The organism is Pseudorhizobium tarimense (genome assembly GCF_022968135.1).
Taxonomy (GTDB): Bacteria; Pseudomonadota; Alphaproteobacteria; order Rhizobiales; family Rhizobiaceae; genus Neorhizobium; species Neorhizobium tarimense.
Genome location: NZ_JALJRA010000007.1, coordinates 19,240 through 43,083, shown reverse-complemented (window position 1 = coordinate 43,083; position 23,844 = coordinate 19,240). Strand labels below are relative to the sequence as shown.

Here is a 23,844-nt window from a genome sequence, read left to right as displayed (position 1 = left end):
GGCGCTAGAGAGCGGACGAGCGTCGACAGAGCACGTAGGTTGCAACAACGAAAGCGAGCAGCGCGAACAGGCGGTTTAGGAGTCCCTTATAGGGGGCGACGCGAGCGGCGAGCAGCAAGCCGACCGCCAAACCTGCCACCTCCAATGGACTCGGCAGCGAGCCACCAGTCGACGAGACGGAGGCTGCGCATTTGATGGCAGTTGCCAGCCCGAAGGCCGTCACAGCCATAAGCGAGGTGCCGACGGCGTTGAGGGTCGGCATGCCCGCTGCCAGGATCGACCGTGGCACGATCAGGAAGCCGCCACCGATACCGAAGAAACCGGATGCTGCACCGGCGATGAGGGCGACCCCGGCTGCATCGATGGAGCCGGCAAATGCGCCGGCAGTTCCGAGAGTGACGAAGACAAGCGAGCAGCACCACCAGACATTGCCCTTCATCTGCATGGGCGAGAAATTGGTAAGGGCGTCGACGGAGGCGGCAAGCGCGCCCGTGCCGATCGTCGTCACATGCGGCTGGGCCACCCCCACTAGGTGGAGCAGCAGCGGGGTCGCGACAATGGAACCGCCGCCATCGAGCAAGCCCAGCATGAAACCGACGAGTACGCCGGAGCCGACTGCCGCCACAAGGAGTGAGTCACGTCCGCCTCCCGAGGGTTCGGTCGTGCAGAACATAGCCACCATGATGGCGAAGAGGTCGAGGAAGCCTTGCACCCGCGTGAGGTTCATCATGCCCGACAGCCCCAGTCCGAGGCCAAACACGCTGCCGGGGAGCAGAGCCCCCAGGCGCTGAGGGATATGGGGCTCATGCAAGTGTCTTCATCAGCGTGACGGTGAGAACGCCGATGCCGAGAAAGTCAGGATGGCGACCATGAATCGGAGCGAAAGCCAGGCCAGGCCAGTCCGAGGACGCCACGGTCGCTAGTGCAGCCGGAGCCGAGCCATTAGCCGAAGCCCACCAGAAGGCCTACCGCGAGCAGCAGAGGCAGGTTTGCCGCCAACTGGACGACAGCCGATTTCCCGCGAAGTAGAGGTAGACGACGGGCCCGACAACGAGACCAAAGCACGAAGGCGGCATTGATCGTGAGCCAGACGCCCTGGGCAAGGCGGCCAAGGATGCCGTTGATGCCTCAAGTTCGGCCGTTGATCAGAAGCAGCATGGCTTGCCGAGACGGCGATCAACATTCCGCCGATCAAAGGCAAGCAGATCTTCTACAGCCTGACCGAGGAGAAGGCGGCGCAACTGGTTGGCGCCCTCTACTCCATATTCTGCAAGGACACCAAAACGGAATGAACATCTATCTTCTCTCTCTCTCCTCCGGGCCGCCGCAAAAAATGCACACTAATACGGATCATTGAGTTCATGCGGCGCTTGGATGGAAGAAGAGCCTGCAACGCGATCTCTAACTGAGGTTAAAAGCCGCTCTTGAACCACTGCTTCCCTCGCGCGCTCTCGGTCACAGCAACGGCCACTCTTCTCTTCGCAACGGCCGCGCTCTCTCAGCCGGCTTCTGATGGAACGCCCGACGCCTCCCGGCCCATTGCCGTCGCAAACTCATCCTGCGGCCCCGGTTGGTACAGGACAGCCGCCGGAACATGTCGGCGGACGTTCCAGAATGCACCTGCGCCTCCACGTTGGAAGACGATTGACCCGGATGATCCAGCCCGGCTGCGGGTCCGGCCGCGTCAGTTCCAGCCTGATGCGCCAGACGAACTGCCAGGGCCGCCGCCGCCTCACCTGCGGTTCCCTCCGCCGCCGCCGCCGCCGCGGTGGCAGGAGCACCCGCCCACGATCTTCGATCCGGGCCGACGATAGGCCATGGCAGGCAGATCGGGAATCCACGCGAAGATCGTAAGCAAGAGAGCCTGGCGCAAAGAGGGCGGGCCCGCCCGGAGCACCCGCCTACCGATTCCCTTCGATGTCGATTGGAACGATCACCGTCCCGTCCTGTTCGGCGGCTGTTCAAGAAGGAGTATGGCATGGAGGATCATGCTCGCCCCGAGCTCCACGACGAAATCGCGTCATTAATTCCCGCACTTGCCGTCTTTGCACGCCGCTTCGAACGCAGCTCGCAAAATGCAAAAGACCTCGCCCGGGAGACTTTGGCGCGGGCGCTCTCCAACATGGACAAGTTGCACGAGGGCACGCAGCTCAAGTCCTGGCTGTTCACGATCCTGCGCAATACCTTCTGCACCCGTTACCAGGCTCGCACAGCGCGAACCTCTCGGGCTGGAGGACTGCATCTCCTATCAGGCTGCCATCAAGGCACCCCAGGAATGGGCCCTCCGCACAGACGATTTCCAGGACGCGCTGAACGACTGCGCTCACTACCGGGAGGCGCTGGAGGTCGTCCTCTTGCAGGGCGAGAGCTACGAATGTGGCGCGCAACGCTTCAATTGCCCCGATCGGAACGGTGAAGAGCGGGGTAAACCGCGCCCGTACCATGATCCTGACAACGCTGGACGGCGTATCCATATAGAAGGAGAAATCCTTCGGCCTTTCAAGCCACCTTAATGCTGAGAGGCACGAAGCCTCCAGCAGCGGCCAAGACAGCGGCGGAAAGAAGTAGGTTTTGCCTGAGAAAAGCCTGTTACAGCACTTTGCCTACAAGAGCATTCTGATCGTCGAGGATGAATACTTTCTCGCCGACGAAACGCGCCGCAAGCTCGAGCACCTGGGATCGAAAGTGATCGGTCCGACCGCGCGTGTGTCTGAGGCACTTGATCTTATCGGCGATCAACAGGTGGATGCGGCCATTCTCGACGTTCACCTGGGAGACGAGCTGGTTTTTCCCGTTGCCGAACGTCTGGCGGAACTGGACATCCCCTTCGTGTTTGCAACCGGCTACGACCCCAGCATCATTCCCGTACCCTATACAGGCTTTGCCCTTTGTGAAAAGCCGACGGAGTTGGAGAACATCGCGGCCGAACTCTTCGCTCCGCAGATGAAGAGACTGTTCTGACGCCGTTGCCCTAGCCGCGCAGTTTTCGCAGGGGTGTCGGTCCTGTCAGGCCGCCTGCAACTGTTGCCCCGCCGGCACCATCGCTTGCGCCCTTGTCCTGAACTGCTCGATCTATCCGGTAATACTTGCCGATGATATCGTTGAGCGTATAGCCCATCGCGCGGCAGAAGTTCTCGTTGGCGGCAATGATTTCGCCGGTCGGCGTGAGCTCGATCACGGCCAGCGAACGCGAGATCGCCTCCAGCTTCCCAGCGTCTTCCGTTGCCCGCTTTTTCGCTTCGGTGATATCGGCAGCGAGCTTCAGGACCTTGTAAGGCTTGCCGCCCCGGAAGATCGGATTGTAGGAGGCCTGGATCCAGATCTCCCGCCAGGCCTTGGCGATTCCGTTTGTAGCTGCCGGCATCAAAGGCGCCGTCCCCCGAGCCGCTTCCAGAAAGCGGCGTAGTCCGGCGACGCGACCAGACCAGGTCGCAGAACATGCTGGATGCCTGCCGACGATCTCCCCCCAGGCTGTAGCCGATGGCCCGTCAGAGGTTTTCGTTGGCGTTGAGGATATTGCCCTTCAGGTCGAACTCGATGAGTGCCTAGGAAACCAAGAGCGCCTTTAGTACGTTGCCCGCATCGGATGCCCTAACCAAAAATCTCATGTCCGTTGCCCCGGCCGCATTCCCATCAGCATCCACTGCATTAGGTAAATGCAATCTTCTATCGAGGCAGCAATATCTCCTAGATGAGAAATATGTCGCGAGACGACCGTGACAGTGCGACAGTTCCACAGAGGTCGACTGGACACCATTTGCTTGCCGTAATCTCGCGCTGCCACTGATACTGCACTCTAGAGAATTTGACGCAGATCCGCATGAGACGTGCGTGCGTTACCTGATATGGGATGGTCGACCGCGACGGCGGGCTCGGCACATTTCCGAGATAGGGCAGATGAGGTGAACATGCCGGCAAGGATTGAAGACTACGCGATGATCGGAGACTGCGAGACCGCGGCTCTCGTTTCCAAGGGCGGGTCGATCGACTGGCTCTGCCTTCCGCGCTTTGATTCCCCCGCCTGCTTTTCCGCCCTTCTCGGCACTGTCGAAAACGGTCACTGGTCGATCACGCCGGCCAAGCCCTACAGCAGCCAGCGCAGCTATGTCGAAGACACGCTGGTCCTGGAGACGTTATTCACCACCGAGACCGGCACCGCCGCCATCCTTGACTTCATGCCGCCAAGGGACGGATCCAGCAACCTCGTTCGCATCGTCGAGGGCAGGCACGGCCATGTCGACTTCGACATCGATCTCGTCATGCGCTTCGGCTATGGCCGCAACGTCCCCTGGGTTTCGCATGGCGAGGCGGGGCGGCTGACGGCTGTGGCCGGGCCCGACCGGCTGACGCTCCAGAGTCCGGTTGAGCTGAAAGGCCAGGACTTCCACAGCAAGGCGACCGTCACCGTCTCATCCGGTGAACGCCTTCCCTTCACCCTCACCCATAGCGCGTCGCACGAGGAGGCGCCGACTGCGCGCGATCCGGAGGCTGCGCTCCAGCAGACGGTATTCTTCTGGCGCGAATTCGTCAGCCGCTGCCCGCCGGTCAACAGTTATACTCCGATCGTCAAGCGCTCGCTGATCACACTCAAGGCAATGACCTACCTGCCGACAGGCGGCATCGTGGCCGCCGTCACCACCTCTCTGCCGGAAAAGATTGGCGGCTTGCGCAACTGGGACTATCGCTACTGCTGGCTTCGCGACGCCACGATGACGCTGATGGCTTTCATGAACCTCGGTTACCTGGATGAGGCTCAGGCATGGCGGGAGTGGCTGATGCGGGCCGTAGCCGGGACGCCGGAGCAGATGCAGATCATGTACGGCGTTGCCGGGGAACGGCATCTGCCGGAATGGGAGGCGGACTGGCTCGAAGGCTACGAGAACTCAAGGCCAGTACGCATCGGCAACGCCGCCGCCGGACAGTTCCAGCTGGACGTCTATGGTGAGGTGGCCGATGCGCTGGCGCAGGCGCTTCGATTAGGGCTCCCGCCTCACCCGCGCACCCGCGCCATATCACGGGTGCTCCTCAGCTTCCTGGAGACGGCATGGCGAAAGCCGGACGAAGGCATTTGGGAGGTTCGCAGCGGCCCGGCCCATTTCACCCATTCCAAGATCATGGCCTGGGTCGCCTTCGACCGGGCAGCGAGGCTGGCAAAGGATGCCGGTGGCGATATCGACGGCGCGCGCCGCTGGCGCAGCATCGCCAACGAGATCCACGCCGACGTCTGCCGCAACGGCTATGACGAGGAAATCGGCAGCTTCGTGCAGGCCTATGGTTCCAAGGTGCTGGATGCTAGTCTCTTGCAGATCCCGCTGGTCGGCTTTCTGCCGCCGGACGATCCGAGGGTGGTCTCGACCGTCGAGGCAATCGAGCACCGCCTCGTGCAAAACGGCCTGGTCCTGCGCTACGAAACCGATCTCTCCGATGATGGTCTGCCGGGCGGCGAAGGCGCCTTCCTCGTCTGCAGCTTCTGGCTTTGCGACGCGCTGGTGCTGATGGGCCGTTACGCGGACGCCAAGCGGTTATACGAGAAGCTCACCGCGCTTTGCAACGATGTCGGCCTTCTTTCGGAGGAATACGATCCCGTCGACGCCCGGATGCTCGGCAACTTTCCCCAGGCCTTCAGCCATATCGGCCTCATCAGCACAGCCCTCAACCTCGCCCGATCGGAAGGACCGGCAGAAGAGCGGTCGCAGAAGGATGAAAAGGAGGACGTGGGGTGAGCGCCAAGGACGATTGAAATAGGCGCATCATGAGGTGAGCTGCCGTGCCTGTCTACGGCCCCTTCCGCCGTATCGGCGCTCATCTGGCAGATTAACCAGCCCTTCCCGTCCGCAGCAGCGACAGCGCTTGCGGATCCAGGTCCTTCTTGCGGACGAAGTCGGCTATGAGGTGGCCAATGCCCTCAACGCGATTCGCCTTGTGCTCAAGCACCTCGGGCACTGCATCAGCGGCGGCAAAGACGTCAGGAAAGCCAAGAATCGCCGTTGCCTGCTCCTTCGGACGCTCGATCAGCTCCAGCTCCGCCTCTAGTGCCGCGATGCAGGTGCCCTCGGTTCCGACCAGCGCCCGCGCGACATTCATGCCGTTCTCCGGGTAGGGCTGGTCGACGTTCGGGTAGCCGGAGACGCGGCGCGCGATGCGGGGATACTTGTTCCCGCAACAGAGGCTCGTACTGGCGGCGCAGTGCATCCATCTTGCGGTAAAGGTCCGAGAAACGCCCTTTGCCGAACAGGAGCTCTCGGCGTTATGTTTCTGAAGAAGCTTAAGGCGGTGCGTCCAACCATCCGCAGCGAGGTGTTGAGTGGTGGAGTCGCGCTCTATCTGCTGCTTGTGATGAACGTGACCTTTTGGCAGAAGTCGATGGCTTATCTTGACTGGCAGTATCTTGCTCTTCTGGCCTGGCGCTCAAACTTCTTGCCGGCTTTACCGCGCTTTGCGTGGCCTTCTCTACCAGATATCTGATCCTGCCGATCCTATCCTCCGCCATCGCCTCCAAATCAGGGCTTTCCGTAAGGTTCTGGCAGACCGGCCGTTTTCGATACTTCCAGCGATACATATGAAAGTGATCGATGTCGCACACGATAAGCGCGCAATGCCCCGTCAATCCTTCCGAGACCTCGTACAGGAGGATACGGCACCGGCCGGAGAGGAGGACGAGACAGCTTAAGAATGTTCGGCGGACTTCGATGTCGCTGCTATCCTAAGGCTACCGCGTTCGTGGCCGTTATGCGCCCGCACCAGCCGCTCGACGCACCTTCGCGATACCCGGAAAACGACCTTCCCGTCAGTCGCCGCGCAACTACCAGTCAGGAGTGGTTTGAGGTTGCACGCGGCTTGCGCCTCTTCCACTTCCAAACCCGGACCTTCAGGACCCGGCGAGCCCTGAATTGGCATCATTGTTGCACCAGTGTTCGACCAGGATTTTCCGAATATCCTTGCCAGCACCGCCAATAACAGCAAGCCGTATAGTCTGCTCTTCTTGCTCAGGGAAAACGTACAGACGTCCACGGTTGGGAGGAACCGTGGACGCTCATTCGGGCAGGTCTATCGAAAGCTCGCGAGCGGCTCGCCGAGAACAGAGAGATCTACCTCGATGCCGAGTCCGGGCCCTGTTGGTGCCGAACCCATTCCGTTCAAAGATCGTGGCTGGTAACCAGCTACATGTTCGTTTGTCCAATCATTGAAAAACGAAGCGTGCATCAGGCTTTCTGGAGACGAACTGGCGGCCACATGGGCGACGGCAGCGGAGATCACATCGCCTCCCCACATGTCCTCGATACAGAAATCGATGCCTAGATCTTGAGCTTGGTCGCGCATACGGACGGCACCTGTGATGCCTCCAACTCTACCAAGCTTGATGTTGATAGAACCTGCTTTGGCCTCGTACTTGGCTCGGTAGAGATCAGCAGACGTAACAACGCTCTCGTCCATGACCAGAGGAAGGTGTGTCATGGACTTCACGATTGCGCAGTCAGCGGTTTCACGGCACGGCTGCTCGACGTAAATGTCCAGATCGTCCATCAGGCGCACCGCAATGATGCCGGACTGCAGGCTCCAGCCACCGTTGGAGTCAGCGATGACAATCATGTCTTCTTCTGCCGCATTCATGACCTCGCGCACGCGTTCAGCATCCTCGTGTGGGTCATTACCAACTTTGAGCTGGAAACGTCGGACGCCTGCGGCTCCTCGTGACGTTACATATTCCGCCATGGCATCAGGGGATGCGAGCGGCACGGCCTCATATAGTGGGAACTGCTCCTGCTGAACGCCACCAAGAAGTGTGCTGATCGGAAGTCCAACAGACCTTCCGAAAATGTCCCAGCAGGCTGTATCGATGGCGCTCTTGGCGTTGTACTGGCCAAGGAGACGGCCATTCATGAGGCGATTAATGTGGTTGATGTTGCGGGGGTCTTCGCCAATCAGGGCAGGAGCGAGCTCCTCGATCGATGCGCGTGTGCTACCACAGAACGTGGGTAGATAGGTTCCGGACAGGGTCGCTGTTTCGCCCCAGCCTTCCAGTCCGCTATCCGTGATGATGCGAACAAGCGTAGAATCCTGGTGCGTCGCAGCGCGTCCCCCAGACATGACGTATTCGCCATGAGCGTAGGACAGCTTGTAGCCGTACATTTCAATAGCTTTGATTTTCATCTGAGCTAACGTTCCCTTTGATTTGTTTGATCTCATCGAAGGCATACCGAATGCATCTGTTTGTAAATATTAAAAAATTAGCCGCTATGCTTTATAACGAAAGTTTATGAAGATGGCTTGGGATCGGGAACGGCATGAATTTCACGCAGATACGAACCTTCTATCTGGTGGCCACCATGGGCACCTATCAAAAAGCGGCTGACAAGCTGAACACCTCCCAGCCAACGGTCTCCGCGAGAATCACAGCCATTGAGAATTGGCTCAATGCTCCCCTGTTTGACCGATCATCCCACCGGGCAAAGCTGACGCCAAAGGGATGGGCATTCCTCGAAGTGGCCAAAAGAATGCTGGAGCTCGAAGAAGAGGCACGTGATGCTGTCGGCGACAAGGGAGGCTATCGCGGCACCTACCGCATCGGAGCGGCCGATAGCCTCGCAATGACATGGCTGGCTTCTTTCATGATGCAGTTGAGGGAGATGTATCCCAAGGCCACGTTCGACTTCAAGATCGGCACGTCTCCCGTCCTGGCTCAGTCTCTCGTCCAGCAAGAGCTGGATTTGTGTTTCATGATAGGCCCGAGTACGGAACCCAATGTAGCAAGCAGGACACTATGCACTACCCCGGTGGTATTGGCGGCTTCCCCCAACCTGATGCTGCATGAAAAACGGCGGACGCTTACAGAGGTTGGCGAGTACACAATCCTCACGTTCGAGCGGCGAACTCAAACCTACCAGAGCATCCTGCGCGCATTTGATCGAGCCAACCTTGCCCCCAAACTCAGTGGCGTTTCCTCACTCGCCTTTGCCGTCGCACTCGCACGAGAAGGGTACGGCATCATTGCGGTGCCCGCGATAGCCATTCAGAAGGAGTTGGAAGACGGCTCCCTTGTTGTGGTCTCCTCCGATCTGGAACCAGAATCGCCGACATTTGCAGCGTGCTATCTGACTGGTCCGCTCGATAGCATCGGCCATTCCATCGCCGCAGCAGCCTTCGAGCACCTAGCGAACTCGACACCGCCAAATTTGGTCGTCATGGCGAAATGAGAGCCAACTACATCAGAAATGTTTATAATGATTCCCAGATATTATTTGTCTAGATAAAGCTTGCTTGATGAAGGCGGCGATGCTCATCTGATTGGTAATAGTGATACCTCGCTCAAGAGGTTGGGGAACAGGCGTCGAGAACCGGACCGCTCAACGCATAAATAAAGGGAGTACCAATGTTCAAGAAACTTTCTCTCGCTGTCGCTACACTCGCGCTTACAATGCATGCGGGGGTGGCATCAGGTGAGCAGCTTCGCGTTCTATCAGCGTTCGATCAGAACTTTGTCTTCAACAAGACCATGCTCTTCCCGCTGCTGGAGAAGATCGAGGAGGGCACGGATGGTAAGCTCACTTTTGGCTTTTCGGGGCCGGACGTCGTTTCGACCTACGAGCAGTTCGAGCCTGTCCAGTCAGGTGCATTCCAGATGCTTTTCGCTCAGCCGGGTTACTATTCTGGTGACGCAGGCGTTGGTGTGACCATCGACGCGATCGATCCAGATCCCAAGAAGCGCCGCGAGACCGGTGTCTGGGACTATCTCGACAAGTACTATCAGAAGCAGGGCATGAAGCTCATCGCCTTGCAGTCTCAGGGCGAAAAGGCTCTGTTGTTCGTTACGAAGAACGAGCTTCCGCAAACTGACAAGCCTTTTGAAGGCCTGAAACTCCGCGCGAATGTCACGTATCACGGTCTCGTCGACGCACTCGGCGGCTCTTCCGTGCTTCTAGCTGGCGGTGAGATCTACCCGTCCCTCCAGGCAGGTCTCATCGATGGCGCAGCATGGAGCGTCGTCGGCATCGTGGACTTCAAGCTCAACGAGGTCGCTGGCTACTGGACCGAACCCTCCTACGGTCAAACTGGAACCACGCTCCTGATGAACCTCGATACGTGGAATAGCCTCGACGAGGAGACGCAGAGGGTCATCGAAGAGGCGGCCATGGAAACCGAGCTTGAGACCATGGAGCTCTACAACAAGCTAAATGATGACGAGCGTAAGTTGATGACGGAGGCCGGTATGAAGCCGACACGCTTCACTGAAGCCGCCGCAGCAAAGCTCGATTACCACTGGGCAGAAGGCATCTGGAAACTCGGTGTCGATAAAGCCGGCGCTGAAGCCGAAGAGTTCCGCGCATTCGCTGCGTCGCAAGGCATGACGCCTGCAAAGCAGTAATCGATATCCCTGCTGAGAGCCTGATAACAGGCTCTCGCTCCACTGATGAGATTCGGTATGCTGAACTTCTCTGCATTGATCGGCTGCCATCGGTCGCTCACCAAGGGAATGTTTGCCCTTGCGATGATTTCACTTCTCCTGTTCACAGTCATGTTCAATATCGAGGTGGCACTGCGCTATTTTTTCAACGCGCCCACCAACTGGTCCCAAGACGTGATTGGGATAGCTACACTTGTAGTTATCTTCCTTGGGCTTCCCTACGTGACGATGTCAAACGCTCACGTCACTATCGATATCTTGGTTTCAAATTCGAAACCTGGCACCGCCAAGATTCTTCACTTCGTAGCCCGTATCACAACGGTGTTAGTACTTTTGTACGCTGCATACATCGTTGGGGGTGAAGCGCTGAAGCAGTTCACCAGGGGTACGATGACGGCATCGTCTCTCCCCATTCCCAAGTGGCCCCTTCTGGCTGTGATGGTTCTTGGCCTGCTCAGCTCTGCCATTCACGTGGCGACTGGCTCCAAGAAGGACGGGGCCGCCTAATGCTACTTGAATGGCAAATTCTGCTTCCGCTTGCCCTCGCGCTGCTTATTGCCTCGCTTTTGATAGGGCTCCCGATCTTTATCGGGTTCCTGTTGTTGAATATCCTGGGCGTAGTGGTCCTTATCGGACCCTCTGGCTTTGGAATGCTGGCTAACAGCATCTACAGCAGTTCTTCCTCTATTAGCCTTGCTGCCATCCCGCTGTTCGTTTTGATGGGCGAACTGCTGTTCCGCTCTGGCTCTGTTGATGTGCTCTTCGATGCCCTTGGAAAGCTCTTCGGCAAACTCAGGGGACGCCTCTACTACTTCGTAGTCGCACTGTCCGCAGTTTTCGGTGCTCTGTCTGGCTCGGCTATCGCTGTGACTGCAATGCTGGGGAAGACCGCACTCAAGACCATGATTCAGCGTGGATATGATCAACGGATGTCGGCATCCATGATCCTTGCAGGAGCGGCTTTGGCTCCAATCATCCCGCCGAGCACTATGGCGGTCGTCATCGGGTCCGTTGCTGATGTTTCAATCTCAAAGCTTCTTCTTGCAGGTGTTGTTCCTGGCTTGGTGGTTGCGGGCGGATTTGCGATCTATGTGGCGATCTCGGTTCGGTTGAACCCGTCGCTGGCTCCCATCGATGAGGTGGTGGAGAATGTCTCCTTCCGAGAAAAGGCAATCGCCCTCGCGCAATGCCTGCCCTTCGCGATCGTCATCTTCAGCATCATGGGCTTTATTCTACTCGGTGTTGCGACTGCAACCGAGGCGGCCGCCACAGGTGTGCTCGCATCACTCGTTGTCGCAGCGTGCTATCGCAAGCTCCGCTGGGAGATGTTCATTGAATCCCTAAAGTCCGCCGCATCGGTTACGGCGGTGCTGATGGTGATTGTCGTCTCCTCTACGTTCTACACCCAACTCCTGGCTTTCTCCGGTGCAACGTCCGGACTGGTGAACGCGATTACATCTCTGCCTATCAATGGTCTGACATTCACAGTTGGTGTTCTGCTGATCACGTTCTTCATGTGCATGTTTATCGACCAGGTTGCCTACATGCTGATGGTGATACCGATCCTCCAGCCGATCATGAAGTCTTTCGGCCTCGACCCGGTGTACTTCTGGTGCCTATTTCTGATCTTCATTTCCATAGGCAGCAATTCACCGCCCTTCGGCTACAATCTGTTCACGCTCTACAGCGTAGGCGAAAACCTGACCATGAGGACCATCTTCTCTGCTGGGTGGACTAGCGTCGCCATTATTGTCGCCGCGACCACTATGTTGATGATCTTCCCACAGCTCATCACTTTCCTACCAAGCCTGATCTAAGGGAAGGACGTCTAGTCGTTCCCTTGGCGATAACTCAACGAGCCCAAAATGAATGAAATCTACAGAAACTCGGTTGTCATAGATCTTGTTGCGCCAATTCTGGACCCTACGAGGGACAAGATTGATCAATACCTTGATCTTTATGTTCGAGGTGGGATTACGGCTGTCGGCCCAACTGTGGCAATCGATCACGATTTCGACGAGACGCTTCGAATCTTCACGAAGTGGTATGAGGTAATTCATCGCCGCAAAGACCTTATGGTCATCCGCCGTGTGGAAGATTTCGACACCGCGAAAAAGGAAGGCAAGCTCGGTCTAGTTATGCATTTCCAAAACTCGGTGCCGATTGGGCTGGACCTCAATCGTCTGGCGATTTTGCATGCGCTTGGACTTCGTGTCGTTCAGCTAACCTACAATCGCAGAAATTTTGTGGGTGATGGCTGCACCGTGCCAGAAGATGGCGGTCTGACGGATTTCGGCCGTAAAATGATCGCTGCTCTCAACGACCATGGTATCGTGGTCGATATGTCTCACACTTCCATCCGCACCACCATGGAGGCCATGGAAAGCACTCAGAAGCCGCCCATTTTCTCGCACAACAACGTCAACGAAATCCACCCGTCCCTGCGGGCAGTAAATCGCGAGCAAATTCGCGCTGTAGCTGCTAAGCGTGGCGTCGTGGGACTGGTAGGGTGCGAGTACTTCATTACTTCCGAGCCTGAAAAATCGATAGATGATCTCGTGCGTCATGCTGATTTCATTGCGGAAGAAGTTGGCACTGATCACATTTCGCTCGGTATCGACCATTATTGGGGGCACGCACCTCACGCGTCGATCGAAGATCAGTGGACAATGTATAACTACCAAATTGATACGGGGACTTGGGATCCCTCGACTTGGCCGAAGCCGCCACTGAAGCATGTCGACGGTCTTGAGACGCCTTCAACCACGTTCAATCTGGCCGATGCTTTTGTAAGGCGTGGTTACAAGGAAGAGGATATTCGCAAAATCCTCGGTGGCAATCTCATCCGCGTTTTCAGTGAGAACTGGGTGTAAGTACCTGACCTAAAAAGAGTGGAGTGATACCAGTAGGTTGTGATTCCGTCGAATTTTGCAGAGATTCGATGCAGGACACGATGCCCTGGACCGATATCACCCGACGTGACTATGCCCGCGTTGCCACTCGTTACGCAAGTGATCAGAGCGACGTTGAACGGGCGCTGATCGCGCCGCAGCTACAGACCAAAGCCGCTCGGACGGCCGCGAATAGCAACCTGCGCGAGGTGGTGAATGCCTTTGTACCGGACACATGGAGTAGCACTTTCCGCTTTGCGGGAGTGCGTATTCCGGCAAAGTCGACGGTGCATGCCGTACTCGACCGGCACGGGTTTGTGAGCCGCGCCCGCAAGCGGCGAACAAGGCCATGGCGCGATACTATCGCAGGCGCTGCACAACGACCTCTGGTGCGCCGCTTTCAAGGGCGAGTTCAAGACCGGCGACGGGACTGTCAGGAATTCCGTGTACGGGCGTGCATAATGGGTTTGAAGGAGATCACTCATGGCACGACGGAAAGAACCGGTTATTCCGGACGCAATATTGGATCAAATGCTCGGCGGGGCTGACGCGAAGACGGCGTTTGATGGCGGCGGGCTGATCGACCAGTTGAAGAAGGCGCTGCCGAGCGGGCGCTGAACGCGGAGATGGATCATCATCTCTCAAGTGAAGGTTCCAGTGGTAACAGCCGCAATGGCTTCCATAAGAGCGAGCGTGCCGAGCAATTGGTCAGGGCGAAGGGGGCATGGCTTCTGTTTCTGCCACCCTATTCGCCGGACCTGAACCCCATTGAATGGCTTTCTCAGAACTCAAGGCGCTTCTGCGAAAGCGCGCCGCGCGAAGCTTCGATGACATTGCGCATGCCCTCGGCGACATCATCGCCCTCTTTTCTGTCACCGAATGCGAGAACTTCTTCAAAGCCGCAGGATATGAGGCAGAATAAACGCGACAAGCTTTTGCTGAGAAAAAATCGAGATCGACCGCTTGTTGTCCGACAAGCCGCTCCAGTTCCGCAATCCGCGTCAGCGCCTGCGCCAGTTCCTCGATTGACGCCGACTGAGACGTGTCATTGAATTTTTGCTCGGGGCTTTTTGTCATACCCCAACGCGGACGCCCAGTATCTTGCAACGAAGTCGCTCCGCCCGAGCGGAACTGCTTTCGCCACTGATAAAGTCCTTTGCGCGAAATCCCCAACTCGCGCGAAAGCTTGCTGATATTGGCGCCGGCAGCCATTCGCTGAACCGCCGCCAGCTTAACTTGGCGACTGAACCGTCGCCTTGGATCGTCAGTCTTCATCAGTCCTCCTAATGGAGAACTGTTACCATTTCTGTCTCAAAAACGGGGTGCACTACACCATGTCTTAGGTACAAACCGTTACCTATGTGTCCGGGTCGGACAAAACATCCAATGGCGGGCCGAGAACGACGAAACGGAGAACTACGTTTACGCTATAGCCCTCTATGCCCCTCCTGAATAGAATTACGAGCAGATGGCTCAACTGCTGAGAAGCGGTCATTCCTCGACCCCTTTGGGATATCGGTTATGCGGAGCATTCGCGACGTTCAAACTGGCTATTGGTACGGACGCATCCGACGTATTGCGGTCTTCGAAGATGATGCCTGGAACGGTTCGGTTGCGCCCGAGCACGGTCCTACCTGCCATCGGCCCTCTTGTGCTTCGTCCCGCTAGGATTGGTGATCGCGATCAGAACCGAGGGCTCGTTCAACAATAGTCGATGCCAGATGCCGGCCGGCACGATGAAAGCGGTTTGTGGCGACAGGCCAACCGTGCACGTGCTGTCCGACCTCTCCAGTTCGAGGTCCAGCGCGCCGGAGCACACGATGAGCAGTTCGTCCCCCTCCGGATGCATCTCCCAGACATCGGGGTGCACGTCGCCCGGCTCGTTCGCGCTGTAGAAACTGAGCAGCCTGCCGCCCGTCAGTTGCGGGTCATCGGCCAGCCTCTCCCAGAAGTCGGCGGTTACGGCGAGGGGCCGCATACGTGGTCCCTCTTCCATGTGGATGCGATTGTTCGACAGTTCGAATGGATCGGCGGCAAGATATGTCATGGCTTTTTCTCTCGCTGTTTCTCAAAAGCGGAATGATGCGGAGACCGGTTAGCTTTCGGCGTCGCCGAGTCGGGGAACACCGAGCGGGATGATCGCGAATTTCACGGCGAGCAGGGCCATCAATCCGGCGAGGAGCCAGAATGGCAGCGCCTTATCCCATTCGTAGAGGGCCGTGCTGACGGCGGGCCCGATGATGAAGCCGATGCCCTGGGACGAGGCCACGAGTCCTGCCGCCACACCCTGGCTGTCATGGTCGACGGCCAGCGACGCTCCGGCCATCACGCCCGGAAGGAGAAAGCCCGAGGCAAGACCCATCAGCGCGTAGGCCGCGTAGTAGGAGGCGGCATCCGCCGTCGACAGCAGGAGAAGCAATCCGGCGATCCACAAGCCCGCGCCAGCGATCACGAGAACACGCGGTGCGAACCGAAGCACCCTGAGTTGCAGGAACTGCACGGTGAACATCGCTGTGCCGACAAGGGTCAACGCCAACGAAAGCATGCGGGAGGCTTCGTTCGAGCGTAGGCCAAGCCGGTCCTGGAAGTAGAAGCCTGCGCTGATCTGTACCGTCGCGATCGCCACCCAAAGCAGGATGCCGGCAACAAGCCAGGGGCGCAGCGAGGCGGAAAACAGGCTCGTCTTTTGGATACGGGACGGCTTACGGACAGGAGTCGCCTCTAGGAAGAACAGCGAAACGACCGCACCAAGGGCGCAAAGAACGATCGCGGCAAATAGAGGCCGGGTGATACCACCCGTCACCAGAAACCCACTGACGGCCGGTCCGACGATCAAGCCCAGGCCGGTGGCCGCACCGATGACCGCCATGCCGCCCGAGCGGTCCCGTGCGTCCGTGATGTCGGCCATGAGTGCCTGGGCGCCGGCTGGAACCGCGGACAGGAAGGCGCCGACAAAGGCCCGCGTGGCCGTCAGGGCGACGAAGACGGCCGTCACCGCGACCCCGCCTGAAAGCCCGACGACCACGACGAGCGTGTAAAGGGTGTATCCAGTCAGAATGCCAAGAAAGCCCGCCACAATCACGGCCTTGCGCCCGAACCGATCGCTGACGGCGCCCCAGAACGGCGCCGCGATCACCATCACGATCGACCCGATGGACAGCATCAGCCCGCCCTGGCTGACGGAAAGGTGCAGTTCCCGGATGAGGGGCGCGAGGATGGGCAGGATCAGCGTCGTCGCCAGGACGGATAGGGCGATGCTGATGGCGATGACGACTTTCGTGCGGTTCATGGCGAGCCCCTCTTGAATTGAGGATTTGAATATGTGACGAATCTTTCATTTTTTGTATTCGCATTCGGACCAGCATTCGGCATGAACCCGCAAGTCGATGTAAATCCGCGCAAATTTCCCCGGCAGGCGCGCGCACGCGCCACGGTGGAGGCGATCATCGTCGCCACGGCTCAGCTTTTGACAGAGGAGGGATTCGAGGCTCTGACCACTGCGCGTGTCGCCGAGCGCGCAGGCGTGAGCGTCGGCTCGCTCTACCAGTACTTTCCGAACAAGCGCGCGCTCGCGGCCGCCGTCGTTGATCACCACAGTGAGAAGCTGGTCGCAGCCTTCGACGCGGCGTGGCAATCGCACGATACGCTCGCGGCCGCTGTGGACTCGATGATCCGGGCCGCGCTCGTCACTCACCCGCATAGGCCGGAACTGCACAGGGCGCTGAACGAGTTGGCCCCGCGCGTCGGCCGCGCGGAGAAGGCCCAGCAGATCAGCGCCAGGATCGCTGGACTCATCGAGACGGTCCTGGCACGGCATCGGCACGAACTGGCACCCGACCTGGAGCCCGCGGACGCCGCGGCGCTGATTGAGACGGTACTTGAGACCGTCAGCCACCGCGCCATCCAGGATCATCCCGCCAGCATCCCCGACGAAAAGGCGGTCATACAGTGTCGCAGGCTGATCCTCGCCTATCTCACCAGCCCCTGCATCGGTGTCGGTTGAGCGAACATAGGTTTACTGCTTGCGGATAGGACCGGCGATTAGCTCGGACCTGTTCGCTCCTCCTGCATTGTTGCCGACGCTCTACGGCAGTGACCAGATCAGGCTCAAGGCAGCCGTTTTCGCAGCGAGTGCGAATGTCTGGAAGGGCGGAAGCTACCACTATTGCGCCGCACCAGGCCCTCGCCATGGCCTGCCCGGTCGAGCGATACCGGCACTCGCCACGCCCTTGTGACGGCCTGCCCGAGTTCGATTACCCCTTCCACGACAAGGCCGTCACCGTCACCAATCTGAGCCGGGTCTTCGCCGGCCAGACCGTCGGCATCAAGCAGACCGACGATCACATCTGGCTGGTAAGCTTCATGGACTAAGATTTAGGGTGTTTTGATGATGAGACATGCAGACTGGAACCCTGCCCAACCCGTTCGGGCCAAAAGTGTTACCTATGTATCAGGAATAAAACGTAACCCATGTGTCCAGAACGGACCGAAGGAGAATGGCGGAGAGGATGGGACCGCCCGCCAAACCGCCGACAAACATTTGATTTCTTTGTGCCTCGTCACCCGGGTGGGTACATGACTGGGTACATTGTCAACATTGGAGCGTCAAGCCGCCCTCGACCGGCTCCGCCACAGGGCATGGGTCCGGTCCATCCCTGATTTTGCGAGCGCCTCATAGTGCACTTCTCCCTTGATCTCAGGAAGTTCCGGCCGCACCATTTTAGTGCGGATGTAATCAAGGTGATCGGCGTGAGCGATAATCCAGAAAAGTTTGATGCCTTGCGGAAGGCGGCTTATGCGTTCGTGAACGAGAACGGCAAGGATGAGGAGAAGCTCCGTCTGGCCTGTCACGGCATCATGAGAGATTGGCGCGAGACCCACGGCAGTGACGGCGAAGATGACCGAATCCTGATCGAAGCCGTCGTCCGTTGGGTAATGAAAAGGTACAACAGGCCTCGCTACCGGCCGCAGCGCCGCCGCGAAGAGCGAGCAGCATACTTCCTGATGACCCCGGGGGCATATGAGATATCCGGAGAAATCTATGGCAGGGCCTCGGTCCGAAATACCTCCCGTCTCACCGGACAATCGAAAAGTACCGTCGCGAGACACCTCTTGCGTCAGGGGATCGCGCCTCGGCGTCAGACGAAAATTTCAAAGTTGTCGAAGTCCGCCCAGCGGCTGGTGGCCATTCTGGACGAAACCTTCGACCGAAACGCCGCGGGGATCATCCAGCTCGGACGCCTGAGCAGTGCCCTCTGGGATGGTGACGAACGACGGCCGGTGCCTCCCACCACGCAGAGCTCACGAGTGAAGAGACTCAAGGTTTTGCTTCGTGAGGTTAGTGGTGCAGGATTGGGCTATTGCATCGTCTCCTCCGACGATGTTTGTGCCGTCCTGCGAGGACGCCGCTTCTTAGGGCTATCGAACGCCATCACCTGGATCGACGAGGAGAAGCGTCGTCGTCGTTACATCGCCATACGCCTCCCTTCGCCCGACGTCGGATCGGGACAACGGTACTTCTGGGCCGACCCCGTCCTCGTTGACGTCATGTCCATCATCGACATGAGCGTGACTGGCCACTTTTTTCCCCTCGAACGCCTGGACGCCATCTTCCGGTTTGAGCGCCTGCTACTAGACCCGACACCCTTGTTGCCTTGGATCGTGCGCGCATATCACTCGTATTCCGGCGACGATATGGGCAGAAACCTCTTCGACCTTTCGCGCAAAATCGTCGATCCTGAGGTTCGAGCGGCAGCCCGGCGTCTGGGGAAGGTCCTTACCGACCTGAAAAGCTATGTCAGGGGATTCGACCCAGCCTTTGACGCGTTTCAGATGGCGGACTTCGTTCTTGAGTTCATGGACAAGACGGCGGTCACCGCACCAATGAGCTTCGCGCGGCTGGCCTATATCCGGGACTGGCTGGAAACCAGCGGCGAGTACTACGACGACATCCAAAAAGACCTGCCGCGTATGCTCGAACTTGAGAAGGCGGGAGAATGGCGGGCCCCGAACGAGCAGGTTCTCGCTGGCTATCTTCCAGTTTCCGACGGAGAGACTGGCGAGGCCGAAACGACAAACAAAGCCGCATAGTTCGGTCTTTTCAAACTCTTACGAAACCGTGTCCCGTTTTTCTTATATAGTAGGGAAATTACTTGGTGGCCCTCCGCAGCGGGACCTGCCTTCTTCAATTTTCGGTACGTACCGAAACCATAGAGACGTGCTGCTGTACTTTGCCGATAAATGGGAGCGCATGGACCTCCGTCATCTCGCCTTTGGCGGCCTGCTTGAGCTGACGAGGGAGCGGGGCTGAATACTTAGGCGCGGCAAAGCTTTGGCAGGCCATAGTCCCGCCCGCCAGTTGCTAGTTAGTCATCTCCGTCGTCGTCTCCATCATCTTCCTGCTCGATCCCCATCAGCTCAAGCAGGCCGCCAACAGCGCTCACAGTGCCGGGAGCCTTGCGCTCCTCGGGCTTGGGCGTAGGCAGCTCGGCTTCTGTGAAACAGGGACCGGCCGCGACGTCGTCAAGGGCCTTCTCTAACTCTGGCTCCATCGCCAAGGTCGCTTCCAGAACCCACAAGAGCTCCAGAAGCTCGTCGCTCATGCGCGCAGTCCAACGTTCGGGGCGGATGTCATCCAGCGGTGAAGATTTTTTGCCCGCGCGCTTCTTCATCCGATAGCCGAGCCATGACTGCACGACTTTCAGCCCGGAGACCTCGAATTCCCATACTTCGGGTAGGACGGGACCGAAACGACCATCGCCCACATGGATTTCGCGCGCGACAGCATCGTAGCCGAATTGCTCTGGATAATTGGCCGTATCACTCGAAACGCCTTTGATTGTAGTCGCCTTGCCCTGCGGGACCTCGTCTCCCCGTTCTGCGTCCCGGAACCGCTCCGCGTACGTATGCAGCCAGATGAGCCTGCGGCCGAGCTCCACTGCTTTTCCAAAGATGATTGAATCCTTGGTGATGGGCACGCGGGGGCCTGAGGTTTCTAGCTCGTTCCAGAAGCGGCGGGTATAGGACTGTCCACCGAGGATCGCGTAAACATAGGCGGCCAAGTCCTCTGCAGTGGGCGTAGCGTTATAGGCTTTGCCTACCACATCCAACAGGCCCACGGTTACGTTCGCTTCAGTTCCAGAGTGATCTCGATAAAGAGGGATCACGTCTTTCCCGCCGAAGGAGCCTCGAAAATGGTGAAGATCGGGGATAGCGGAACAGGCAACCAGCCCTTGCCCGAAACCGAGTGCGGTCGACAGCAGCGTGGTAAAATAGACCTGATTTTCTCCATGCATTCGCCAGAGTGGAGGACGCAGGCGATCGCCCAAGCGAAAGTCGTATAGTGCAAGATGCCTATCGAAAGACCGATAGTTAAATGGCACAGCAGTAGGCATTTCAGAGGTCTCGTCCACCCCGAAGATGGACGGCTGGCCTTTGCCGGGCAATTCGTCCCTCACGACCTTGGTGACTTTCCAGCCTGCAGTTTCTCGGAACAAACTCTTGCGATCGGCCTGCTTCGAATTGGCTAATCGATCCCATCTAGCTCTTAGGACATCGACTGTCTCACCGATAGGCCAGTGCCGTTTGTATTGAACGCCATTGAGCGACAACGGAAATAGAGCCGTGATCTCTGGCCATGATGTGAAATCCCCTTGCCCGATCGGCAAGAAAGGTTTGTGCCACTCATCAGGGCAGTCGCGCCAAACGATCTCGCCGAAACCGGAGACCGCCTCCAAGTGATTCAGCTTGGCTTGCCGCGTATCACCACTGATTTTTGCATAGCGTACCTTCGCCGGCTTGTCTGGCGAGGGTTTCGCAGCTCTTACACCAACGGCAATCGCGACCGGAGTCTGGATATTGAATACGTTTGGGGTCTTACGCGTGCCGAGATTGTCACCTCCGAGGTCAATGATCCACAATTCATCGAAGGTCCGCCGCATCACTTCGCGCACCCCCAGGAACCCCGGTCCCGCCACGTAGCTGGATGCCGTAATGAAAGTGACAATTCCGCCACAATCCTGCTGCTCGAACAGCCGCCACAGCGCCCAACGCCAGAAGTAGACATAATCGTTGTAGAGGTTCTTGAGGTGGACGCCGGCCCCGCTTTTCGTTGCCGGCTCTGTGAAATCCTTAAAGATCGCACGTTCACCCTGTTCTTCTTGATTTGCCGCGCCCTTTACTTGATCTCCGAACCGCACCCAGCCGCCTTTCCGGTGCGTGGTCGTATCGCCATCCTCAATGGTCTGGCGGTCGTAGGGCGGGTTGCCGAGGCACACAAGTATGTCCCCCCCCTGCTTCACTCTGCGCGCGGCCTCATGTTCCTGCGTCAGCGCCTTATGTGTTAGATCAAGTCCTCCCGGTGGAGCTTTGTTCGGGCTTTCCAGAGTGTCGGCTAGATAGATGTTCAAACGCTTACCCAGCTTCTCCTCTGGCTGGCCTGTCTCCTTAGCGTCGTTGATCGCGCCTTCTAGCGCCTGGGTCAGCCGCAGATGCGCAACCGCATAAGGGCCCACCAATACCTCAAACCCGTGCATATTATCGGCCATCTGCCGCGCCCGAGCAGGCACCGCCCCCGCACCAGATCGTGCCCGGACCTTTTCCAGCCCATGCTTCACCGCCGCGACAGGATAAGTCCCAGTACCAACCGCTGGATCAAGGAAGACTACGCCATCGTCGGCAAAGCCAAGCTTCTTGCCAAACCGACTCGTTAGAAGCTCTCCAGCAAGCCGCACTTGTAACTCCACGACTTCACGCGGGGTATAATAGACACCGTAGTCTTTCCTTAGCTTGGGATCATAGGCTGCAAGGAAGTCCTCGTAGAAATAAAGCCACAAATCAGGCTTCGACTTCATGAAGTCAAACGGGTCGAGCGCTTCGAGAGAGCGTTGCAGCAGCTCGAAGCCAACCGACAACTCTTTGCGAGCCTCCGGCTGCCCGAGAAGTTCCAGTGTGCGGGCGAGAAGGCCGTTGTTCTTGTCGAGCGTCTTGGCGGCCTCGGACGGGTCCAGCCTTGTCGCTCCAGACAAGCGCGCCAGGAGCATGGCATAGGTTACTGTTTGGGCGTAGGCATCCGCGAACTTCGCATTGTCGGCGGCAGGAAAGAAGAACTGTCGCCATTCATTGGCCAGAAGCTCGACTGCGGAGCCGGTTTGTTCAAGCGCACTTTCTACTTCTAATCTCAAAAAACGGCTGAGGGGAGCGAGATACTTTGCGAGAGCTGAGGGGGTATGGGGGACACTCGGCTGCCAACTCAGAAAGTCACGGAATAGCCGTTCCAGCTCTTCGGCATCGACCTTGCTGACGGCCGCTTTACCTGCTCCGATCGGATCGGCCTGAAGTCGAACTAGGGGCTGGCCGTCAGGGAGCTCGCCTGCGCGGTAAAGAGCCCACTCCCGCCCGTCTGTGTAAATCAGGTTTGGCAGACCCTTGAGTTTCTCCCATTGGTTCTTGTTGTGCTCACCTTTGAGCCTTGTTGCATCGGCTCCGAGACCCGGGGCCTTCAGCTCAATATAGCCGCAGATCAGCCCGCCGACGTAAACAGCGATGTCTGGACGGACCTTATGCTCCGATAGGTGTGCTTCCGTGCGCGTGTCGACTGCTAGTCCGTATGAAGCACCGGCGAGCCTCAGTAGATCAGCGACAACGGGTTTCAATTGATCTTCGGGCGAAGCCAAGCCTGGAAGCGAAAACTTAGTCTTCAGGGATTCGGCAAATGTTTCGAGATTAGAGAGGTCCATCCCATGTCCGATTCGCTAGCTTTTACTCAAGCGGTAACAGGTCGCTCCGAGCTCTTCAAATGGCCTTTACTCGATGGACACATGATTATGCACGCCAACCCAATCCGCGGAGCCGACGTTGCCGCAGTCGGACGATCAAACTGGAACCAAAACGGCTCGATTTGTCTCTCGCTGCAGCAGGGCTTCTCCCTCGTAGGAAATGCCTCGCCGGGAGCAGTCGGTCCCGGTTCCTGCCGTGCCGGCAGCGCTATGCTGAACCTCCTACGGCTACCCCAGCCTCCGGTCTCGGCATGCGCGAATTCCCGCGTCATCCCCGCCAGCGGGGTCGCTATGCTTGCCGCTCCGATATGCTCATCTCAGTTGTGGGGTGCGGTTCCAGCATGAGGATGGCTCACGAGCCATCTGGGCGTGGAAGCGGTACTGTAGGGGCGCGTATACGGCCTCACACAGTACTAATATACGGTTGGAGGGGTCGGAGTACCTCCATATCCCAATCCCAAACCTAGCCGCCAAGCCTGCCATCGTTCTCACTCCGTCAACGGTAGGACCGTCCTCCACTCCGTTGCGTTCCTTCGGATGACCGGCACTCCAAACGACGCCCTTCATTGGGCTATCGGTACGGGGAACATCAAGGCGCACTGCCGTGCGGGTCCGATCGCGCCTCCGGCCGGATCGAACTGGGAACACCCGTTATTTCAACACCTAAAACTTTATGGGTCCGATTCACTGACGGCCCGGGACGACACAACCATACCGCGTCCAATCCTGGGCTCGAAATACATCGAATGATACAGTTTATCAGAAAATGCGGAGC

General features: G+C 58.1%; 19 protein-coding genes and 6 pseudogenes. 17 read left to right on the top strand and 8 right to left on the bottom strand.

Annotation, left to right across the window (positions count from 1 at the left end; translation table 11 throughout):
- Positions 1-4: 4 nt before the first annotated feature.
- Entirely contained in the window at positions 5-811 is an 807-nt protein-coding gene (locus MUU54_RS09690) for a TSUP family transporter (RefSeq protein WP_247243828.1), read from the bottom strand.
- Positions 812-1,193: 382 nt separating this feature from the next.
- On the opposite strand from MUU54_RS09690, the pseudogene MUU54_RS09685 reads away from it, so the two are divergent.
- From MUU54_RS09685 to MUU54_RS09675, 3 genes and pseudogenes are all read left to right on the top strand, one after another.
- Positions 1,194-1,292: pseudogene (locus MUU54_RS09685) on the top strand (transcriptional regulator); the annotation flags it as partial.
- 686 nt (positions 1,293-1,978) lie between these two features.
- Positions 1,979-2,416 carry a sigma factor gene (locus tag MUU54_RS09680; RefSeq protein ID WP_247243827.1) on the top strand — a complete coding sequence of 146 codons (438 nt, stop codon included), beginning with the start codon at positions 1,979-1,981 and terminating at the stop codon, positions 2,414-2,416.
- A 155-nt stretch (positions 2,417-2,571) separates the two neighbouring features.
- Positions 2,572-2,961 carry a response regulator gene (locus MUU54_RS09675; protein WP_247243826.1) on the top strand — a complete coding sequence of 130 codons (390 nt, stop codon included), beginning with the start codon at positions 2,572-2,574 and terminating at the stop codon, positions 2,959-2,961.
- A gap of 112 nt (positions 2,962-3,073) precedes the next feature.
- On the opposite strand, the pseudogene MUU54_RS09670 reads toward MUU54_RS09675, so the two are convergent.
- Positions 3,074-3,545, bottom strand: a pseudogene (locus MUU54_RS09670) (PAS domain S-box protein); the annotation flags it as partial.
- Positions 3,546-3,908: 363 nt separating this feature from the next.
- On the opposite strand from MUU54_RS09670, the gene MUU54_RS09665 reads away from it, so the two are divergent.
- Positions 3,909-5,723 carry a glycoside hydrolase family 15 protein gene (locus MUU54_RS09665; RefSeq protein WP_247243825.1) on the top strand — a complete coding sequence of 605 codons (1,815 nt, stop codon included), beginning with the start codon at positions 3,909-3,911 and terminating at the stop codon, positions 5,721-5,723.
- Positions 5,724-5,814: 91 nt separating this feature from the next.
- On the opposite strand, the gene MUU54_RS09660 is transcribed toward MUU54_RS09665, so the two are convergent.
- The gene (locus MUU54_RS09660) at positions 5,815-6,192 is read right to left on the bottom strand and encodes a hypothetical protein (RefSeq protein ID WP_247243824.1); all 378 of its coding nucleotides are present in this window, start codon (positions 6,190-6,192) and stop codon (positions 5,815-5,817) included.
- A gap of 57 nt (positions 6,193-6,249) precedes the next feature.
- On the opposite strand from MUU54_RS09660, the gene MUU54_RS09655 reads away from it, so the two are divergent.
- Positions 6,250-6,465 (top strand): hypothetical protein, encoded by a 216-nt coding sequence (locus MUU54_RS09655; protein WP_247243823.1) that lies wholly within the window; start codon positions 6,250-6,252, stop codon positions 6,463-6,465.
- Positions 6,466-7,047: 582 nt separating this feature from the next.
- Here MUU54_RS09655 and MUU54_RS09650 read toward each other — a convergent pair.
- Positions 7,048-8,151, bottom strand: a complete 1,104-nt coding sequence (locus MUU54_RS09650) for a mandelate racemase/muconate lactonizing enzyme family protein (protein WP_247243822.1) — start codon at positions 8,149-8,151, stop codon at positions 7,048-7,050.
- A gap of 134 nt (positions 8,152-8,285) precedes the next feature.
- Here MUU54_RS09650 and MUU54_RS09645 point away from each other — a divergent pair, with 134 nt between their 5' ends.
- The 9 genes and pseudogenes from MUU54_RS09645 to MUU54_RS24965 all read left to right on the top strand — a co-directional run bounded on the left by MUU54_RS09645 (position 8,286) and on the right by MUU54_RS24965 (position 14,345).
- The gene (locus MUU54_RS09645; RefSeq protein WP_247243821.1) at positions 8,286-9,194 is read left to right on the top strand and encodes a LysR family transcriptional regulator; all 909 of its coding nucleotides are present in this window, start codon (positions 8,286-8,288) and stop codon (positions 9,192-9,194) included.
- A gap of 176 nt (positions 9,195-9,370) precedes the next feature.
- Positions 9,371-10,363: a TRAP transporter substrate-binding protein gene (locus tag MUU54_RS09640; RefSeq protein ID WP_247243820.1), complete on the top strand. Its 993-nt coding sequence runs from the start codon at positions 9,371-9,373 to the stop codon at positions 10,361-10,363.
- A gap of 57 nt (positions 10,364-10,420) precedes the next feature.
- On the top strand, positions 10,421-10,909 hold the full coding sequence (locus tag MUU54_RS09635) for a TRAP transporter small permease (RefSeq protein WP_247243819.1): 489 nt from the start codon (positions 10,421-10,423) through the stop codon (positions 10,907-10,909).
- A complete protein-coding gene (locus tag MUU54_RS09630) occupies positions 10,909-12,219 on the top strand; it encodes a TRAP transporter large permease (RefSeq protein ID WP_247243818.1) in 1,311 nt (436 codons plus the stop codon). The genes MUU54_RS09635 and MUU54_RS09630 overlap by 1 nt, the downstream gene beginning before the upstream one ends.
- Before the next feature lie 48 nt (positions 12,220-12,267).
- Positions 12,268-13,275, top strand: coding sequence for a dipeptidase (locus MUU54_RS09625; RefSeq protein WP_247243817.1), 1,008 nt, complete (start codon positions 12,268-12,270; stop codon positions 13,273-13,275).
- Positions 13,276-13,355: 80 nt separating this feature from the next.
- A pseudogene (locus MUU54_RS24975) lies at positions 13,356-13,520 on the top strand (IS5/IS1182 family transposase); the annotation flags it as partial.
- 24 nt (positions 13,521-13,544) lie between these two features.
- A pseudogene (locus MUU54_RS24970) lies at positions 13,545-13,722 on the top strand (IS481 family transposase); the annotation flags it as partial.
- 54 nt (positions 13,723-13,776) lie between these two features.
- Positions 13,777-13,973, top strand: a pseudogene (locus MUU54_RS09615) (IS256 family transposase); the annotation flags it as partial.
- Between the two features lie 24 nt (positions 13,974-13,997).
- Positions 13,998-14,345: a hypothetical protein gene (locus MUU54_RS24965; RefSeq protein ID WP_376742081.1), complete on the top strand. Its 348-nt coding sequence runs from the start codon at positions 13,998-14,000 to the stop codon at positions 14,343-14,345.
- 10 nt (positions 14,346-14,355) lie between these two features.
- Here the strand turns inward: MUU54_RS24965 and MUU54_RS24565 are convergent.
- The 3 genes and pseudogenes from MUU54_RS24565 to MUU54_RS09595 all read right to left on the bottom strand — a co-directional run.
- A pseudogene (locus MUU54_RS24565) lies at positions 14,356-14,568 on the bottom strand (transposase); the annotation flags it as partial.
- 355 nt (positions 14,569-14,923) lie between these two features.
- Positions 14,924-15,340, bottom strand: a complete 417-nt coding sequence (locus MUU54_RS09600; protein ID WP_247243816.1) for a cupin domain-containing protein — start codon at positions 15,338-15,340, stop codon at positions 14,924-14,926.
- Positions 15,341-15,388: 48 nt separating this feature from the next.
- The gene (locus MUU54_RS09595; RefSeq protein ID WP_247243815.1) at positions 15,389-16,582 is read right to left on the bottom strand and encodes an MFS transporter; all 1,194 of its coding nucleotides are present in this window, start codon (positions 16,580-16,582) and stop codon (positions 15,389-15,391) included.
- Between the two features lie 33 nt (positions 16,583-16,615).
- Here MUU54_RS09595 and MUU54_RS09590 point away from each other — a divergent pair, with 33 nt between their 5' ends.
- The 3 genes from MUU54_RS09590 (at position 16,616) to MUU54_RS09580 (ending at position 19,383) form a co-directional block, all read left to right on the top strand.
- Positions 16,616-17,296: a TetR/AcrR family transcriptional regulator gene (locus MUU54_RS09590; RefSeq protein ID WP_247243814.1), complete on the top strand. Its 681-nt coding sequence runs from the start codon at positions 16,616-16,618 to the stop codon at positions 17,294-17,296.
- Between the two features lie 134 nt (positions 17,297-17,430).
- On the top strand, positions 17,431-17,664 hold the full coding sequence (locus tag MUU54_RS09585) for a hypothetical protein (RefSeq protein ID WP_247243813.1): 234 nt from the start codon (positions 17,431-17,433) through the stop codon (positions 17,662-17,664).
- 306 nt (positions 17,665-17,970) lie between these two features.
- Positions 17,971-19,383, top strand: a complete 1,413-nt coding sequence (locus tag MUU54_RS09580) for a hypothetical protein (RefSeq protein ID WP_247243812.1) — start codon at positions 17,971-17,973, stop codon at positions 19,381-19,383.
- 275 nt (positions 19,384-19,658) lie between these two features.
- On the opposite strand, the gene MUU54_RS09575 is transcribed toward MUU54_RS09580, so the two are convergent.
- Entirely contained in the window at positions 19,659-23,030 is a 3,372-nt protein-coding gene (locus MUU54_RS09575; protein WP_247243811.1) for a type ISP restriction/modification enzyme, read from the bottom strand.
- Between the last annotated feature and the right edge of the window lie 814 nt (positions 23,031-23,844).